At 57.0% G+C, this 13,392-nt stretch carries 9 protein-coding genes and 3 pseudogenes; 8 read left to right on the forward strand and 4 right to left on the reverse strand.

The window, feature by feature from the left end:
• Positions 1-139 precede the first annotated feature (139 nt).
• Positions 140-707: pseudogene (locus N7U68_RS19430) on the forward strand (tyrosine-type recombinase/integrase).
• Positions 708-889: 182 nt separating this feature from the next.
• Here the strand turns inward: N7U68_RS19430 and N7U68_RS19435 are convergent.
• Entirely contained in the window at positions 890-4,861 is a 3,972-nt protein-coding gene (locus N7U68_RS19435) for a DUF8371 domain-containing protein (protein ID WP_263047885.1), read from the reverse strand.
• 349 nt (positions 4,862-5,210) lie between these two features.
• Between N7U68_RS19435 and N7U68_RS19440 the strand changes: the two genes are divergently transcribed.
• Positions 5,211-5,888, forward strand: coding sequence for a hypothetical protein (locus N7U68_RS19440; protein ID WP_263047886.1), 678 nt, complete (start codon positions 5,211-5,213; stop codon positions 5,886-5,888).
• Between the two features lie 38 nt (positions 5,889-5,926).
• Entirely contained in the window at positions 5,927-6,214 is a 288-nt protein-coding gene (locus N7U68_RS21100; RefSeq protein ID WP_373322945.1) for an ATP-binding protein, read from the forward strand.
• Between the two features lie 614 nt (positions 6,215-6,828).
• On the opposite strand, the pseudogene N7U68_RS19445 reads toward N7U68_RS21100, so the two are convergent.
• Positions 6,829-6,984: pseudogene (locus N7U68_RS19445) on the reverse strand (IS5/IS1182 family transposase); the annotation flags it as partial.
• A gap of 1,569 nt (positions 6,985-8,553) precedes the next feature.
• Between N7U68_RS19445 and N7U68_RS19450 the strand changes: the two are divergent.
• From N7U68_RS19450 to N7U68_RS19465, 5 genes are all read left to right on the forward strand, one after another.
• Entirely contained in the window at positions 8,554-9,825 is a 1,272-nt protein-coding gene (locus N7U68_RS19450) for a multicopper oxidase domain-containing protein (protein ID WP_373322946.1), read from the forward strand.
• Positions 9,752-10,279 (forward strand): multicopper oxidase domain-containing protein, encoded by a 528-nt coding sequence (locus N7U68_RS21105; RefSeq protein WP_373322947.1) that lies wholly within the window; start codon positions 9,752-9,754, stop codon positions 10,277-10,279. The genes N7U68_RS19450 and N7U68_RS21105 overlap by 74 nt, the downstream gene beginning before the upstream one ends.
• Before the next feature lie 29 nt (positions 10,280-10,308).
• Complete coding sequence (locus tag N7U68_RS19455; RefSeq protein ID WP_263047887.1) at positions 10,309-11,025, forward strand: copper resistance protein B; 717 nt, start codon at positions 10,309-10,311, stop codon at positions 11,023-11,025.
• 97 nt (positions 11,026-11,122) lie between these two features.
• Positions 11,123-11,485 (forward strand): copper resistance CopC family protein, encoded by a 363-nt coding sequence (locus N7U68_RS19460; protein WP_263047888.1) that lies wholly within the window; start codon positions 11,123-11,125, stop codon positions 11,483-11,485.
• A gap of 2 nt (positions 11,486-11,487) precedes the next feature.
• Positions 11,488-12,366 carry a CopD family protein gene (locus N7U68_RS19465; RefSeq protein ID WP_263047889.1) on the forward strand — a complete coding sequence of 293 codons (879 nt, stop codon included), beginning with the start codon at positions 11,488-11,490 and terminating at the stop codon, positions 12,364-12,366.
• A 7-nt stretch (positions 12,367-12,373) separates the two neighbouring features.
• Here N7U68_RS19465 and N7U68_RS21110 read toward each other — a convergent pair.
• Positions 12,374-12,507 (reverse strand): annotated as a pseudogene (locus tag N7U68_RS21110) (glutaredoxin); the annotation flags it as partial.
• Between the two features lie 10 nt (positions 12,508-12,517).
• A complete protein-coding gene (locus N7U68_RS19475; RefSeq protein WP_263049195.1) occupies positions 12,518-13,342 on the reverse strand; it encodes a DUF305 domain-containing protein in 825 nt (274 codons plus the stop codon).
• Positions 13,343-13,392: the final 50 nt, after the last annotated feature.

Consider the following 13,392-nt stretch of genomic DNA (forward strand, 5'->3'; position numbering starts at 1 on the left):
CATATTAGCAGTCATTCGTCGCATTGCAGAATTTCGGTAAAGTGGGCTCGAAGCCGACTTTCGCCGCAGATCAATTGTAAAGTTGACCGTCGGCGAAACGCCGAAGACGTGGCGGGACCGGTGGATTGGAGGAACCGCTATGCCTACCGCCAACCTACCAGCAAAGCATGTCTGGGCGATCCAGGTCCGATTGGAGATCGCCCATCGGACCCGAGAACTGGCGCTCTTCAATCTTGCCATCGATAGCAAGTTGCGTGGCTGCGACATGGTGCGGCTCAAGGTCGCCGATGTCTACGCCGCGGGGCAGGTCAGGCACCGCGCTGCGATTGTCCAGAGCAAGACAAGCAGGCCCGTGAGCTTCGAGATTACCGAAGAGACTCGGAAAGCAATCGAAGCTTGGCTCGAATCCCCGCTCATGATTGTGTCGGAGCATCTCTGGCCGAGACGGTTCCACGAACGGCTGCACATTTCGACGCGGCAGTATGCTCGCCTCGTCCGGGACTGGGTGGCCTCCATCGGTCTCGAGCCGAGCGCCTACGGCACCCATTCCATGCGTCGCACCAAGGTAGCGGGGATTTATCGGAAGACCGGCAATCTTAGAGCAGTGCAGCTATTGCTTGGCCATACGAAGATGGGACAGCACCGTGCGCTACCTCGGCGTCGAACTGGAAGATGCGCTCGCGATCGCAGAGTCGGTAGAGAACTAAGCGTCAGGGGCCGGTCTGTCGCGGCCGGCCCTTTACGGTCTTTCATCTTGGAGTTTGTCGCTGCAATGCGGCGTCCGCTTAGCTGCCGTTCATGATGGCGAACCTCATGTGCCTCCTGCCGGGCAACGCCAGTGCAATTTGGGATGGAGCATGCTGCCGATGAGATGATGCTACCGCCTGTTTCAAGCTATTCTTCGTCGCTTGTTGACAGAGTCGATCATCGACTGGGGCCGAGATACATCCAGAACCACAACCGAGAACTTCTTCTTTAAGTGAAGTGGAAGGTCATCTACGAGCATCGCCTCAAGCGCTTCGGCGCTGTCTGGCCCGTCGGCGCCATCGTTTCTCTTTGCGGCTTTGAATTCCGAGCCGAACCAGAAAACGAGATAGATCCCGAAACCGCAGGCGTCCGGATCGGCGGCGTAGCCCGCCAGCTGGGTCGAAGCGGCCGTCCAAAGTTCGCCGTTGTAGTGTCTCTTGGCTTCAACCGGCAGATTCTTACCCGCGTGGCTCAATATTAGGATGTCGGCTCTGGTGTTTTCGCCGCGACGTGCCTCCGGAAAGCTGGCGGCAATGCCATATCTTTCGAAGCGCGGACGAAACAGTTCCAGAAGCCGGTCCCTGTCCTCATTCTCGATCTGTGGTTCCGTCGCCGCTCCATACTTATCGGTGTTCCAGAACCGCTTCCAGGGTGTCTCGCTTCCTGTCCTCAGGGTGCTCTTGTATCGGTCGATTTCCTCGAGAACTACGGCCGCAAGATCCGATGCAGATGCCGGGGGGCCGATTGCGAGCACGCTCATCAGCTGGATTACCGAAGGAGCTGAGAATTGCTCATCTCTCAGCTTGCGAGCGTGTTCCGCAGCTGCATGCGCGATGTGCGGCGCCCAACTTGCATCCACGGTTGGAGCAAGTTTTTTTAGGCGCTCTCCCGCATCAGTTGCATTGGATGCTCCGAGGCGCTGGATGGCCGCTCGCACAATCCCACTCCCTCCATCTGAATGCCACCAATCATTGTCGCGTGCCTGATATTTTTTGCCGAGAACGCTTATCCTGATGTAGTCCAGCAGATCGATGTTCGGACACGACTCGTTGAATGCTTGCGCGAGGTCCCCGTTTGGAGCCAATAGCGCCGCTTCAAGATCTCTTTCCGAAAACCGATCGGCAAATTCCTCGGGCTTCAGCGCAAGGCCGACGAACGACCAAAGATCTATTTGCTTCCGCTCGAGATCATCGCGATTGAGTGCAAGCCTGACAAGCTCTATGAGTTGACTGCTGCCTAAACTGGCCGCGCATGCGGAGATCGCCTGCTTTAGGGCGGGCTCTGGAAGTCCCGGTCTCTCGCCAAGTAGGCCAACCATGCACATAGATACCAGTTCCGGCCTGTCTGCACTCGTCAGATAATGGATAGCGTCGAGGTCGTCATCGCCCGCATCCAGAGCGGCGTTCCAATATTGCACTATCACGGCAGCGCCTTGATCAGGATAGCGAGCCAAGCGGTCAACTGCCCAAGCGGCGATCGAAGGATCATCGTCGGAACTGAAATAGGCTTGCCGAAGCCCGATCAACGCAATTATCAAGGGGGTCGCATCGATGTCGTTTTCACGCCCGTGCAAAAGCGCTTGATGCAACCCTGCGGCTACGGCAATCTCTTGCGGGAATGTCCCGCGTTTGGCTTCGGCCCTGCCAAGATCCTGGACATCAACCTTGATGTCAGTGTTTATCGCAAACTGGATCAACCCCTCGGCGATCGCGGCTGCGATTTGTCCATTCGTGTATTCTACAACTTTTTCAAGCGGCGCTTCGTCCTTGCGGATGCAGCCATTACGATAGTGGTTAGCAGCCCAGCTCAACACTCCGAACTGGTCATCAGCTCCGCTTGCGATCCCTGAGAGTTTCGGCGTGAGTTGAGCCACATTGCCAATCCGCGATCTCTCTGTCTCTCGCTCCTGTTTCGCTTTTCGCTTGGCCTCCTTCTTCTCCCATCTTGCGTTGGGGTTAGAGAGGAGTGACTTAATGAAGCCCTTGAAGCCTTGTTCCTGCTCAAGCAGCGACACGATCAGATCTTTCCATTTCGGCCAGTGCGTTTCACTACGCGCTGCATAGGCCGCGATCTGAAACAATTGCTTTCGCGCCGCACCTTTCTTCGCCGCTTCTGCTCGATCCAATAACCCGCGGATCAATGGATCTGACGGCAAACGCCTCGTGGTGGAGACGTATTCGCTTGTCACCAGCCAGGGACGATTTTGGGAGCAGATATCTTCCATGTGGGCGAGGAAAAACTCAAGCTCACGAACGTCAGAATCGCGATCAATCCACCTCCGAATGGCCTCAACAACTTCGCTGTCAAGCATATCCCATTGATGTTTCCGGAGATTGCCAATCCAACATTGAAGACGCACAGCGGATATGTCCGGGTTGGCATCAATTGTGATGACAAACGCGCGATTGAGGAGTGATTGGACCTGAACTTTGTGCTGGTGTTTTGTGTCGCTTCGTCCAATACCTTTGTCGAAAAAGTCCGGTCGCGGAGACTGCGCGATCGCTATGCTCAGAGAGACCAGCGAACCAGTATCGTCGTTGTCCGCGCCATCGCGCGTTTTCGCAGACACGCTGTTAAAATCCATTAGTAGTGCATGAAGATCGGAAAACTGAACATCTTGAGTTGAACCGCTTGAAAGGATGCGGGCGCGGATCGCCACTTGGTCCCGGTCCACCGTCATGCCGGCTAAATCGTCCAATAGTCCACGTTGCATACCGTCCGTGTCGACGGCTTTAGAGACGAGGACTCCGGCCGCCCTCTCCCGCATCCAGAGTGGTCGCGCAGCGTCGAGCACGATCTCCCGCAACTTCGGCGTCATCCGTTCAACTGGCGGACCGTCGGGGAGTGCTTGAAGGACGGTGACCTGTAGATGGCTGCGGACCTCAGCGTCGAGAACAGCTGTGAAATCATCAGCAAGATCATCGCCGGCAAGCCCACCGATGACAGTAGCGTCATCTTGGGAGGCGAGGAAAAACGGGTCGTCACGATCCAGGTGATAGAGGATTTCTCGTCGTCCATCGGTGTCGAACGCTGCGGCGTCGCCATATGCCAGCACCGTAGTAGCATCATTTTGAATCAGCCGTCTTGCCCCAACGGGATCTCCTTCTGATTGCAAATGGGCGGCAAACCACGCAAATAGCCCCCTGAGTTCGCTCGGTGCCTTCTGGTCGCTTCCCGTGATGAGGGCAATCGCACTCCGCAATGGTAATGCGGAAGTTTCTCCAGCACCCGTCACCCTTCTTGCCAGAAAACGCCCTGCCAAAAACTCAGCGACCGTTCGGTGAACGGGCGCGAACTCGTGCCCTTCTCCCCTGAACAGGGCTGTATCCAGCGCGGCTTCGAGAACGCGCGCTTCGAGTCCCAAGGCATGCGTAGCAACATACTCGCTTTGTGTGGAACCAGGAGGCAACGCGTTTGAGCGCCAAAGTGCTTTCGCCCCGGAGACGAGAAGGTAGAAGCTCATCGCGGCAGCCGCAGCGAGGATTTCTTCCGCTCCCGGCCGTGGATCTGTTGCGCGCTGAGGGTCGTGTTCGTGGGCAAGTGCCGATGTGGCTCTCGCGAACAAGTCAAAGCGGGAGGTCGGCCACAGGCCGTTCGATACTACAACCGAGTGAAGCAGTCTCAGACTAAGCGGATTCTCGAGAAATGCATCAGCCCCTCGATTTCGTGCTTCCCGGATGAAGCGCTCGGGATTAGTTTCTTCCAGAGAGGCCAAGACCAGTTGCGCCTCGTCCTCGCTCAAAGGCAGGAGATGGGCCACAACGATGGGCATGTTCTTCGCTGCACGCCGCATCGAATTGATGTCGGCCGTTGCGCGCCAATCCTCAGCACGGCAGGTGAGGCGCCATCTGCCAATGTTCCTGCTCGATATCGAGTTGGCGATCCGCAGAAGCTTGTCTTTGCCGCCGTCGCCTGAACGATATTCATCGAGGGCATCAAGATAAACGGTTCCAGACAAGCCGATCGGAAAGCCGTTCATCACTTCCCTGCAAGTTGCGACCTCGCCACCCTCGTCACGAGCCTCCTTTTCCAGAGCTGTCGATTTTCCCGCACCGGGCTCACCAAGCAAAACAACATATGGATGGCCGCGCAAATGGCTCAGCGGCTGAACCACGTTCTTTCCTTGAACTTGGAAGGCGACTCGTCTGTCTAAGGGTGCACTTGCCATGTCGGGAAGATACTGATCCGGCAGTGCTTTGAAAACAAGAAGCAGCGCAAACCCACTGCAAAGGACCGATGTCGGCTTTGAGAGCTCGGAGAATTCATGGTATGCGGAACCAGATTTCGTTCGCGTCGACCCGCAATGATCTGCTTCTTCTGGAATGTTATGCGTCTGCCATACTCCGAGGCGCTCACTATGCTGGCCTCCGATTTGCTCGTGCGTCAGCCCAGCTGCATGTTGCTTCCGACGCTTCGGGTGTGGATGGTCGGCGGAACATCAAGCGCGCATCCGGAACCACGCCATGCTCCTCAGCATCATCGGGCATGTCATAGCCCTTCTTGCGGCCGGCATTGCCGTGGCTGGCGACACTTGGGATGCGACACGGCGCGGGATCGCGCGGCTGCGCCCGACCGGGTGGTTCGCGATCGCAATCGCACTCGCCGGCTTTGCGGTCTCCACCATCGATAGCTGGCGCGCCTACCAGGACCAGCTCGAGCGGCAGCGCCTCGCCATGGAAGAAGTCCGGTCGGCTTGGCGTGATCTCGTCGGGCCGTTTCGCCTACTCCTCTGGGAGCTCGACGGGGCACAGAGCAATCCCGACGCGGCGATGATCGAGCGGCTGCTGGCCAACGGGGCGCTCGAGCGCCTCGACAGCATCGATCTCAGGGGCGAGGCGCCGCATCACCACGGCGCCTGGATGGCCAATATTTGCGGCCCGGCCGAGCGGGGGCGCGACGAGCTGCGGCGCCTTCAGGCGATCTATGTGGGGATACTGGAAACCGAGCTAATTGCCGCAATGAAGGAGGTCGCCGCGTCTCACGTGCCGGAGTTCATGTCCGTCTACGCGCCTTGCGACACGGTCGAATTTGATCCCAGCTACCCTTGGCGGCTTGAGTCGATCGTCAATCACCGCGAGATGCGTGGTTATCTCGCGGCGCTGCTCGAGCTTCGCCGCGGGATCGACCGTTTTGCTGAGTAGGCCCTGGAGTCCAGCACCGGTCCAGCGCGGACCATGCGGTGCCCCTTGGTCTGATTGCGAACGAGTTCGCGACGAATAGCCTGAAGCACGCCTTCGGCGAGAAAAGTGGAACGATCACCCTCAACCTTGAGGTCGAAGCATCTACCCTCAGTCTTACCCTGGGGGACGATGGGCGCGGACTGCCGAACGACGGCGAGCAGGACGGGACTCGACACGGAGGAACTGGCTTGCGCCTCATGGAAGGTATGGCCCAGCAGATCGGCGCCAGGCTTCACCGGAGCGAGGTCAAGCGCGGAAGGATGCTCGTAGTGGAGCTCGTTCAGTAGGGCATCTTGCAGCACCCCGGGGCAACTCTTTCATCCAGGCCAAATCTTACCGGCAGCGCGCGCCTCTACGGCCGCGCCAAGATCAAGGGTTCGGGCACGCATATGGCTGTTCCGCAGGAGCGGCCGTTCGCTACACGCTGACGACCTTGCAGGGAGGGTTAGAAGCGGTCAGAGCCATGACGTCGCCCACTTGCAACACGAAATGCAAAGGCCGGCCAGAGCTTTGGCCTGCAACCTCAGATGGGAAGCCGGCCCACGGTCGCAGGCACAAATCACGCGCTTTCGGCAACATCGGCTTGGATATGCGGAGTAGATTCCGAGCTTACAACCACCGGCGCGACTTCGGGAACGCGCCTGCACTCTTATCAAGGTCCCCACAAATTCTTTTCACCTTCGAAAATGCACGTCTGTAGGGATACCCGAATGTCCGTTTCCGTTTCACCGGCAAGCTTGCCTCGCTCGCGCAGAGAATGTCCGGAATCCGCCCAATTCTCCGGAAACATCCGGTCGCGAGCGCAGAATGTTGCGGCTTGAGTTGGGCGCGAGCGCCTTTTCCGTCGGACTTAGCGCGGCTATTGCGATGCAGGAAAGATTTTCGCCAATTTGCGGGGGTTTTAGGCGGTGGCGGCGAGTAGGAATTCCTCATTTGCGCTGCATGGGTCGCGCAATCGGAGCTGTCCGAGACCGAGGATGCGCTTGAGGTGTGCGTAGAGCATCTTGACCCTCTTTCGGAGCTTCGCTGAGATGTCGTATTGCTTGGTTTTTGCCATGTGCCAACTCACCTCTCGATTTCCCACCCTCCCGCGCGAAAAAAGACGCCCGCTGCGAAATAAAATGCGCCCACCTTTGCGTAGCGCTGCATGAAAGAGGTGCGCTTGTTTTTCGAGGAGAGCCCTTTTAACGGATTCAGCATGGGCTGGCAGGCCCCTTTATGAATTGAGCCTTGGTGCGACTTTGCTTCGTCCGAGCCCTCGCGTCTTTTTTTGGAGGGCTCTCCAAACTGAACCAACGAAGTGGAGTTGAAGTGTTCGATGGTCGGATGGCGTTCTGGGATTTGTATTTTTTTACTTAGGCTTGCATGAAAGTGGACTTGGTGATGTGATACATTACAAATGCGGGTGATTTCTAGGCATTTGTATGTGTTGTCAGTGCGTGCATAGTTATGCCAAAAACCCCGGTTTTGTTCGCCATGAAACGGGGAAAGTTTTGCTGTGGGTGTCTAAGGTGCTGATTTGAAATGGTTTTGGCCGAAAGGGAGTTTTGGCCAAAACAGATCATGTTGAGTGAGTTAACGGCGGAAGAGGCAAGGGGCATCAGGCAGATGGCCGTGTCATTGCACCGCAAGCCGCGGTGATTGGGAAGAATAGCTGCAAATTTGGTTGCTGCAATAGCCGTTATACTCTGTCCGCTGCCTTCTCACCTGATTTCCAGATCTTGCGCGGGCCCTCTTTTGAGGCCGCGAAGATCCGGAAACTCTGGTGAGACCGAACCAAAACAAACATCAACAAATGCCAGACCGATAGACAATGCTGCTGCTACAGCGTGTCTGGCAAGATTGCCTTTTAAAAGGAGGGAATGGGCTTCTTGATCTGTCGATTGGCGCAGCGTTTTTCGGGATGAATCCACGACGTTGAGGAAGTGCTACATCAGCGCGTGTTCGCCGTCCTTGTTCAAGAAAGAACGAAAGCTGCCCTTCGGCGCTCAATCACATTTGCGTGAGTTTCCACCTACTGGAAGCCACTTTCGTTGTTGACGGAATGCTCGGCCCGTTGTGTCTAAGGGGAAAGGATAGAGGAAAGCCTTGTGATCGGTCGTCTTATCATCGTTCTTGTTGCGTTGCATCTCGTTGTTACGAGTGCATTTGCGCATGGGATGTCGATGCCCGAGCATTGCGCGGACCCGTCGGCGCAACACATGCACGGTGAAGAAACGTCCTACGTTCAAGATCAGGGCGCTGAGGTCACTTTCGACTCTGAAGAGAAAAGCAAGCCTTTAGGGCTTTTGCATTGCGCCAGCGTTGCCTGCACGGACCAGTTCGCGGGCAACGCTGTCCCAATCCTAGTGAAGGCGTCTCGGAGTGCCGATCTGAATCCCGCGGAGCCGCAGATGGCTTTGCAGTCCGTTTTTCTGTCCCAACTGCGGCCTCCGTTGGTCTGACATCGCCTGCCCGGCGAGGATTGCGGTGTCGCCTGTGCAGGCGCGCCCGACGATCCGATCACATGCCGCCTGTCTCGGCCTAAGCCCAAGGCGCATCTGAACCTCTTCTCCCTACCTTCACTGTTTTTGCAGTGATCTTCTCATTGCGTGACCAATCGCTGGTCTACGCCCATGGAAAACACATGAAACACACAAATTTTCTGCGGCCCTTGGCCGTCATGCTGGGGCTTGCACTGGGCGCACCCGCTCAGGCTGGCACTTATGATATTACTGTCGATAAGATCCGGATCGATACCGGCACCTTTAAGAAGAAGGGCATTGGCTACAATGGCAGTCAGACCCCGACCATCCTGAACTTCCAGGAAGGGGAAGATGTTGTCATTCGCGTTAAGAACAATCTGCGCGAAAGCACTTCTATCCATTGGCATGGCCTGATCCTGCCGTTCCAGCAGGACGGGGTGCCGGGTATCAGCTTTAATGGCATCAAACCGGGCGAGACCTTCACCTACCGCTTTCCGATCGAGCAAGCGGGCACTTACTGGTTTCACAGCCACTCAGGCTTTCAGGAGCCTGACGGCGCTTACGGAGCCATCGTAATAGCGCCAAAGGGTGGCGAGACCGTGCATGCGGACCGCGATTACGTAGTCCAGTTGACGGACAAGCATCCTCACAGTGGGTCGCGGATCTTCCGCAATCTCAAATCGTCTGCCGATTACTATAACCGTGCTCAGCGCACCGCACAGGATCTGATCGAAGACGCCGGTGCCATCGGGCTGAAGGCCGCGCTTGAGAACCGCAAGATGTGGGGCGCGATGCGTATGATGCCCACGGACATCGAAGACGTGCAGGGATTTACGCCGCTAATCAACGGGGCAAGCACCCACCAGAACTGGACTGGCATCTTCAAGCCCGGTGAGAAGGTTCGCCTACGGCTGATAAACTCTTCGGCCACGACCTATTTTGACGTGCGCCTGCCGGGGCTGAAAATGACGGTGGTTCAGGCTGACGGGAATGATGTGAAACCAGTGGCCGTGGATGAACTGCGCATTGCTGTGGCTGAAACCTATGATGTGATCGTCCAGCCGCGCGAGGCGAAAGCCTATTCGATCATCGGGGGAAAGCGCAGGCCGGACGGCAATGGTGCGCGGCACCTTGGCCCCGGCCGCGGGTATGGTCGGCCCATACTACAAAATGCGGCCCAAACCTTTGCTCACCATGGCGGATATGGGCGGCATGATGTCTGGCATGGATCATGCGGGTATGGACATGGGCGGTTCGGATATGTCGGGCATGGATCATTCCGGCCACGACATGAGCGGCATGGACATGTCCGGGATGGATCATTCCGGACACGATATGGGCGGCATGGATATGGGCGGCATGGATATGTCCGGTGGTATTCCAGTGGTTCCGTCAGAGGGTGCAACTGGTGCCGAATTCTATGCACCGGGTAGTGGCCTGATCCCGACAGCGGCCAATGGTGGCAAGTTTCTTGGCTACGAGGATCTGACCGCAGGCAAGCCGCTTTATCGGGACCGCCACGCGACGCGGGAGATCGAGATCCGCCTGACCGGAAACATGGAACGCTACATCTGGTCGATTGACGGCGTCAAATACGAAGATGCCGACCCGATCCGTCTGAAGTACGGCGAACGTGTTCGGTTCAAGTTCGTTAATGAGACCATGATGGCGCACCCGATGCACCTGCATGGCATGTGGACGATCATCGACACCGGCAAGGGCGCATACGACCCCGTGAAACACACGGTTAGCGTGGCCCCCGGCACGACCCTTTACACCGAGACCGAAGTCGATGCGCCGGGCCAGTGGGCCTTTCACTGTCACCTCTCCTACCACATGGTCGGCGGCATGTTCCGCAAGGTCATCGTTGAAGGAGGCCCGTCCTAATGGGCGCGCTTTTCAAGGGAACAAACAACATGAAAAATCTAATACTTGGAGCAGTATGCGGGCCGCTTTTCGCGTTTCCTTTTGCCTCTGGCGCACTGGCAGAGTTGGGCGTTTCCCCGACCGTCTGGGGCGTTCGCACGGACAAGCTTGAATACCGGATCGGCGATCAGGAGGACTCTTTTGCTTGGGAATTCGATGCCTGGGTCGGCAATGATGAACTGCGTCTGGTCTGGAAGAGTGAAGGGGCTAAGATCGAGGGCGGCGACATTGAGGAGATGGACAACCAGATCCGTGTTCAGAAGCCGATATCAGATTTTTTCGATGGTTTCATCGGGGTTGGGACGTCGACGCCGGATGGTGCGCCCGAGCGCTATTATGGCGCTTTTGGTTTGACTGGCCTCGCGCCACAGTGGTTCGAGGTCGAGGCGGCACTCTACGTCTCCAAGTATCCCTACATCGGGGCGGAAGTGGAGTATGAAGGTCTTCTGACCAACCGTCTGATCCTGACGCCGTCCATCGCGGTTAATTTGCCACTGGCGGACGATCCCGGACGAGGAGCCACCGCAGGGGGCGCTACAGTCGAACTGGGATTGCGCCTGAGCTACGATCTAATCGGACGCAGCGTGTCCCCGTATATTGGCGTGAACTATGAACGCGCCTTTGGCGGGACGGCCGACATCCTGCGCAATCAGGGTCACGACGTCGATGATCTGACCGGCGTGGTGGGCATCAACTTCATGTTCTGATTTTCCTGCGTCCCTCTCCTTAGCTGCCCTTGCAAAGCGATGGTGATGAGGAGGGGCGCAGCCTTTTTAACTCCAACCAACCAAAGGGAACTATCCAATGAAAATTCGCAACATACTTACCTCGGCGGCACTTTCGATCGGCCTCGCTCTGAGTGTGGGGGCTGCGCTCGCACATGGCAAAGGCATGATGACCATGCCGGGCAATGGCCAGACGGTGGGGGCGGACACTAAGGTACTGCACTTGATGTTCACCGACCCCATGAAGATCACCACAGTCACCATGAAGGCGCCTGACGGTAAGACATACAAAATCAATGGCCCGGCTGCGAACAGGGCTGTCAAAATTTGGGAAGGCAAGCTGCCAAAGCTCGCGCCGGGCAACTATAAGGTCGACTGGCGCGGCATGTCGCCAGACGGCCACCCGATGAAAGGCAGTTTTGCGTTCAAGGTCGCGAACTGATCATGGGCGGAGCTATTGCCGCACTGGAACCGGTGCAGATCGCCTCGATCTTCGTCAAGGCGGGGATGTATGTCACTGTCTTGCTTGCGGCGGGCTCCGTCATCAATCTCTGGCTCCTTGCGGAGCTGGATAGCGTTGCAAGCGGTCGCCTTAGGCGGCTTGCGGCATGGTCTGCTGTGGCGGGCGTGGTATTCAGCGCGCTGAACATCCCGCTACGCGCTGCATTCTTTTTTGGGAGCATTGTCGGTGCGTTTGATCCCATCATGCTTCAGGTTGCGGTGTCCAGCCCGCTTGGGGTTTCTACTGTGGTAGGTAGTATGGGGCTTGCAGCCATCGCTAGCATCAAGCTCAACCGCAGTTGGACACGAGCTGTCGCGTTTCTAGGCGTTGTCCTTGTGGTCATCAGTTTTGCATTACGCGGACATGCAACCAGCGATCCAAGGGTCGCAATGTCAATGCTATTTGTTATCCACATCCTTGCGGCCAGTTTCTGGGTCGGTGGGTTCTTTCCGTTATATGACATGGTCGGCCGGGGCGGCGCGGGAGCAGTGCGCACTGTTGAGCAGTTTGGGCAGGCCGCGCTGTTTATGGTGGGGCTACTTGTTGGTGCCGGTGCTGCAATCCTTGTGATGCTGGCGGGTGATCCCATCGCGGTCTTGACCCAGACTTGGGGCCAGTTCCTAGCGCTGAAATTGATCGTCGTGGCTCTTTTGCTCGGGCTTGCTGGCCTGAACAAACTGCGTCTGACGCCGATGTTTGCTGAAACCGGAGACGGTAAACCGTTGCGGAAATCCATTCGGTGGGAAATGGCGGCTTTCGTCTTGATTCTGCTGATCACTGCGACCTTCACCTCAATCGCAGCACCGGAATATGCCGGATAGAAATCAGAGTTAGGAGATGATGCTCATCGACTTGATAGCCGCGGCACTCCAGCAGGTCCTTGGATTTCAGACCGTAGGGGCAGGAATGATCCGGCATTACCATGCATAGAGCGTGGCGGCTTTATTCGCACTCTGTGGCATGAATGAGCCGTCAGCTTGTGCAGTTGTAGTGGCCACGGAAACCCGCCGCGTAGCTCGGGCCAGCGCTTATGATCAGGTCGTGAAGATCATTGTCGTCTGTTTGGCGTAGCTCGACGGAAATAGGGCTTGCTGCAAAGCGATCATCGTCGCCGTCAAGACGCACGAGGTCGCCGCTGATCTTGATCAGAGCGGTGTCGTTGCCGGACACAAGCACTGGCGGGCTGGTTTCAGTGTATGCGAAGCCACACACCGGGACATCCGCGAAGACCTGAGCGATGTCTCCCTCTGACAGGAATTCCGGGTCGACTGTGTCGACGACTTCGCTGGCCAATGCCTCTTGTGCGGTCTTCAACTGAGGTTCTGGTGATACCGCCCTTGCAGCAGCTTCGCCATTTGCCGAGATCTCCGCGATCAAGTAGCGCATTTCCGCGATCTCCTTATCCTGCGCGTAGATGATGTCATTGGCCATGGTTCGTACTCGCGGATCGGTGATGTCCGCGCGCGCGGAGGTCATAATCGCAATCGAATGGTGCGGAATCATCGCCCGCATGTAGGCGCGGTCTTGCACCGTGGCCTGGCTGCGAACCAGCCAGAGCGCCCCGGCGAAGACCACGAGGGAGCCGGCAAAAATGGCGATATTCAGTATGGGATTCTTGTACATGCCCAGCATGAACGCCAACATGACAAAGGCCATGACCGCTCCCATAACAATCGCCATGTAGGCGCGTGTTTCTGACCAGAAGACATGGCTGATCAGATAGGTGTTGAGATACATCAATCCGAACATAAGCACCGTAGAAACGGCGATCATCAGGAAAAAGCGGGAATAAGCCATCGGCACCTCCAAGTTTGTTTGAAGGTAAAACAACCTTCCAGCGTTGGAGG

Origin of the sequence: Roseovarius pelagicus (assembly GCF_025639885.1) — a bacterium.
Classification (GTDB): Bacteria; Pseudomonadota; Alphaproteobacteria; order Rhodobacterales; family Rhodobacteraceae; genus Roseovarius; species Roseovarius pelagicus.